This is a genomic window from Streptomyces sp. NPDC057654, from assembly GCF_042800135.1.
Lineage (GTDB): Bacteria > Actinomycetota > Actinomycetes > Streptomycetales > Streptomycetaceae > Streptomyces.
In genome coordinates, this window is the sequence record NZ_JBHVHQ010000695.1 from 1 (window position 1) to 4663 (window position 4663).

Below are 4663 nucleotides of genomic sequence, written 5' to 3' on the forward strand. Positions count from 1 at the left end.
CCCCCGTACAGGGTGCGGGCGCTTCAGCGCCCGAGCATGGCATCGGCGGCTGTGGCCGCCGTCCGCAGCGCCTTCTCGGGCGACTTGTCGCCGAGCAGCGCCGCCTGGATCTCGGGCGCCAGCATCCCCATCACCTCGCGGGACCTGTGCCACAGGGGACCGGCGTTCATGCTCGGCAGCGTCTTGGAGACCGCGGTCTGGAGGGGGTCGCCCGGGTACAGGTCCTTCGCGGAGCGGCGGGCCGGGAAGTACCCGGCCTCCTTCTCCAGGCCCGCCGCATGCTCCGGCCGGGCCACGAAGTCGATCCACTCGCCCGCGACCTTGGTGTTGCCGCCCTTGAGCAGGGACAGCGCGCCCACGGTCCCGTAACCGACCGAGGCGGCGTCCTTCAGCGGCGGCAGCACGGCCGTGTTCTTCCTGCCCCAGAAGGGCTCGACGTCGGCGGGGGTGTTCTGCCAGGTGCACGCGACCTTGCCGCGGGCGACGGGCGTCTGCTCCAGCTTCGGGGTGGTCGTGACGAGATCGCGGTCGGTGTAGCCGCCGGCCACGAGCTTCTTCAGATATGTGAGGGCCTTGACGCCCTCCGGGCCCGCGAACGCGGTCTTCTTGCCGTCCTTGCTGAAGACGTCGCCGCCCGCCTGCCACAGCAGCGGATAGAAGGTCAGGTTCAGGGTCTGCTGGGTGTCGCCGCTGTAGCTCGTCGCGTAGTAGCCCTTCTCCTTGAGCCGGGGCGCGAGCCGCGCGAGGTCCTCCCAGGTGTGCGGATACCGCTTCTCGCCGATCGCCGCGAACACCCGCTTGTCGCAGATCAGCGGATTGCCGCTGGTCAGCACGGGCGCGCCGAGGGTTTTGCCGTCCGCGGTGACCGACTTGAGGGCGAAGTCCGTGTAGTCCGCGCGGGCCGCCGGGGACATGTACTCCTCGGCGGGCACGATGTTGCGCCGGTACATCGGCAGTTGGTCGGGGACCAGATAGACGACGTCGGGGCCCTTCCCGGAGGCGATGGCGGTCGCGAGCGCGGTGTCGCGGTTGGCCCACGGGAAGGTCTCCACCTTCACCGTGATCCCGGCGTGCTGTTTCTCGAACTCCTTGACCAGTCCGTTCCAGTACGCCTTGTTCTTCGCCTCGTCGAAGATCACCGGGTAGGTCCACATCGTGATCGTGCGGCTGTCGCTCCCACGGCCCGAGCCGCAGCCGGCGAGCGCGGTGGCGGCCAGTGCGGCGGCGAGCGCCGCGGCGACGGCGGAGCGCCGTCTGCGGCGCCGGCCGGCCGGGGCCGGGGCTCGGGACGTGAGGGGCATGAGCAGTGCCTCCATAGGGAGCGATGGGCAGGGGTGAGCGCGCTACGGACTACGGGCGCGAGTGGGGCTTACGGGCATGGGGCGCCGGGCTCAGCTGACGGGCACCTGCTGGACGGTGCGGGTGTGCCGGGCCCGTTCGGCGGCGAAGGCCGCGAGGTGGCTGTTCAAGGACGCGTCCGTGCCGGAGCGGATCTTCTCCGGGTCGCCGCTCGCGAGCGCCTGAACGAACGCGGCGACGAGCGCGGTGTCGCCCCCGCCGTGTCCGTCGGCCGCGTTCGAACCGGCCTCGCCGAGCTCGTGGACCGTGCTCTCGCCGGTGCGGAAGTCCTGCACGGTGACCCGCTCGCCGTCGCCGCTCATCCAGCCGTGCGAGCCGAAGATCCTGGTCTGCCGGTGCGTCTGCTCGGTGAAGGCCATCATCTGGAACGTCGCCGTGAGGGAGCCGGACAGCCGCATCGCGACGACCTGGTGGTCGACGACGTCGTTGTCGCCCGCGTACACGCACACGCCGTACGGGCCGGTGCGCAGCGCCTCCCGCAGCCCTTCCTCGTCCGTGGCCTCGGTGACGTGGGTGACCGGCCACACCGCGCCCTCGTCGCGCAGCGTCGGCATGTAGAGCTTGGGGGCGCTGTACGGGCAGTCGGGCTCGACGGGGCAGTCCAGACAGCGGTCCGCCGCACCGGCCGGCTTGTTCTCCGGGCGGAAGTGCTTGAGGCCGCCGAAGCTCGCGACCTCCTCGATTCTCGCGCCGAGCACGTAGCTCATCCAGTCCAGGTCGTGGCAGGACTTGGCGAGGATCATCGGGGAGGAGTCCGCTTCACTGTGCCAGGGACCGCGCACGAAACTGTGCGCGTAGTGCCACCAGCCGACCGGCTCCAGGTGCTCCATCGAGACGAGTTCTCCCAGCACCCCGGAGTCCACGACGCTCTTCACCAGGTCGGTGTACTCCGTGTACCGCAGGACGTGGCACACGGCGAACAGTACGCCCGCCTCGCGCACCCCCTCGACGAGCTTCCTGGTCTCGTCCTCGGTGGGCGCCAGGGGCTTCTCGGAGAGGATCGCGTACCCGGCCCGCGCCAGGGCCAGGACCGGCTCCACGTGGTCGCGGTCCTGGGTGGCGACGATGACCGCGTCGGCTATGCGGTTCTCGGCGAGGGGACGCCAGTCGTCGAACTCCAGGGGCGCGCCCGAGGCGGCGCGGGCGGACGGGCGCGGATCGGCCACCGCGACCAGTTCGGCCTGCTCGGGGTGGTCCTTGATCCACTCGGCGTAGGTGAGGCCGCGCTGGCCGGCGCCGACGACGGCGACCCGGACGGGGCGGTCGGTGATCGGGTGGTGCAGTGTCACGAAAGTTCCCAGTGGTGTCCGAGGGGCAGTTACGAGGGACAATTGTGCGCCTCACCAGGGGCGCGTCCAGGGGGAGGCAGGTCCCTCAGAAGGTGAGGTTGTCCTTGCTGTGGGAGACGCGCGCGCTCTCCTTCGGCATCGCCGCGCGGGCCGTGCCGTCCTCGACGCACGCGGTGTGCAGCAGATGACCGCCCCCGCCGAAGCCGGACTGCCGCAGATCCAGGGCCCCTCCGGCGAACGTGCAGCCGCTCGCGCGGTACCGGTTGGTCCCCTCGCCGATGCTCACGAGGGCCCGGCCGTCGGCGGCCCGCGCGTCCACGCCGGTGAGCTGCCAGGTCACGGTGCGGTCGCCGCCGCTGCGGGAGAGCAGCGCCGCGCCGCTGCCGCGCGCGCCGAGCCGGGCCCCGGACAGCCGCAGCAGTTGGTCCCCGGAGCCGGTCAACCGCACGGGCGCGTCGCGAAGTTCCCCGCCCTCGACGTGGACCTCGCTGTGCTGGTACGTGACCGGGTCGGCGCCTTCGGACGCGGTGAGGACGCAGTGGTCGAGCACCAGTGGCCCGGCGCCGTTGAAGCGCGCGCCGTCGACGCCCGTGAGCGTCGTCCGCTCCAGCGTCAGCGGGGCGTCGACCGAATCCTGGGTGATCTCGGCGTTCTTCGTGAAGGCGAACGCCGAATCGGCGACGGTGCTGGGCCGTTTGGACAGGGACGACGCCTGGGACACGATGAGCGGCCCGCTCGCGGTGCAGCCGCGCACCTGCACGCCGTCGGCGTTGACCCACAGCATCCCCGAGCCGTCGAGGGACTTCTTGCCGATGACGGTCATATCCTCCAATGTCAGGTCGGTGACCCTGACACGGGCCACGAACCACGAGCAGGAGTGGCGGCGCACCGTGATCCGCTTGGCCGCCCCGCCCCAGGCCGCGCCGGAGTTGGCGAAGGTCATCAGCCCGGAGTTGCCGGTGTAGACGAGATCGTGCTCGAACTGCCCGTGCGTGACGAAGGGCCCTTGGTCGTCGCCGTCGCCGTGGCAGTTGGTCACGTAGCAGTAGGCGGAGGCCGTGAAGTCGTTGAGGTGGCGGGCGTTGGAGGTGTGGCAGTCGGACACATGCCCGTAGAGGCAGTAGATCTGCTGCGTGAGGTAGCCGGCCCCGCCGTACGTGACCGACTTGGGATTGGCCAACGAGCACTGCTCGGTGCGGTAGTGGGTGCACCAGCGGCGCATCACCACCGGCCAGAAGGTGCCGGTGGCCTCGATGCCGGAGACGTCGCAGTGCACCGCGTACTCGTAGGCGACCGGGTGCGAGCCGGTGTACTCGTCGTCCCCCGCGCCCTCGAACACGAGGTCGCGGACGTGGCTGCGGGTCACCGGCTCGATCCGGGTCCAGGTCAGGGTGCGCCCCGCCGCCAGCTCCCAGCCGATCTGGTAGGCGACGCGGATATGGCCGCCGTCCACCACGTCGGTGACCTGGACGAGGCGCTGGACCTCCTTCTCGTACTTCCCCTTCACCGCGTTCACCTCGACGGCCCACCACTGGCCGACGGCGAACCCGGAGGAGTCGCCCACCTCGAAGAGGTCGCCGAGATCGGGCATCACGGAGCCGAGGGTGTGCCGGTGCACGGTGTCGGTGACCTTGCCGCGGAAGGAGAACACCGCCCCGAAGGGGTTGTCCCGCGTGTTCTTCTCGATGCCGGTCGTACGGACGTGATGGCCGCCGAAGTCCAGCTCGATGCCCGAGCGGGACCACAGGTGGCGTCTGCGGAACAGCAGGTCGGTATGGGCCTCGACGCGGTGTACGGCCGGGTCGGCGACCAGCGCGTCGAGGGCGTCGTCGGCGGGCGTACCGGCGTCGAAGTGGCCGAAGGTCCGCAGGTCGACGACGCCGTCGTGCAGTTGGAGCCAGCGGCCGCGGTCCGGCGCGGAGTCGGGCGCGATCACGGTCCCGCCGTTGTGGCCGGCGGCCGAGGACGCCGACCAGCGCACCGCCATGCCGCCGCCGTCGCCGGGCGCGCGGTAG

The 4663-nt window shown here is 71.1% G+C and carries 3 protein-coding genes; all 3 read right to left on the reverse strand.

Features of this window, described 5'->3' with window-relative positions:
* Nucleotides 1-23: 23 nt before the first annotated feature.
* Nucleotides 24-1301, reverse strand: coding sequence for an extracellular solute-binding protein (locus ACFU99_RS33845; RefSeq protein ID WP_384399437.1), 1278 nt, complete (start codon nucleotides 1299-1301; stop codon nucleotides 24-26).
* A gap of 90 nt (nucleotides 1302-1391) precedes the next feature.
* Nucleotides 1392-2648 carry a Gfo/Idh/MocA family protein gene (locus tag ACFU99_RS33850; RefSeq protein WP_384399439.1) on the reverse strand — a complete coding sequence of 419 codons (1257 nt, stop codon included), beginning with the start codon at nucleotides 2646-2648 and terminating at the stop codon, nucleotides 1392-1394.
* A gap of 85 nt (nucleotides 2649-2733) precedes the next feature.
* Entirely contained in the window at nucleotides 2734-4635 is a 1902-nt protein-coding gene (locus ACFU99_RS33855) for a peptidase C14 (RefSeq protein WP_384399442.1), read from the reverse strand.
* Nucleotides 4636-4663: the final 28 nt, after the last annotated feature.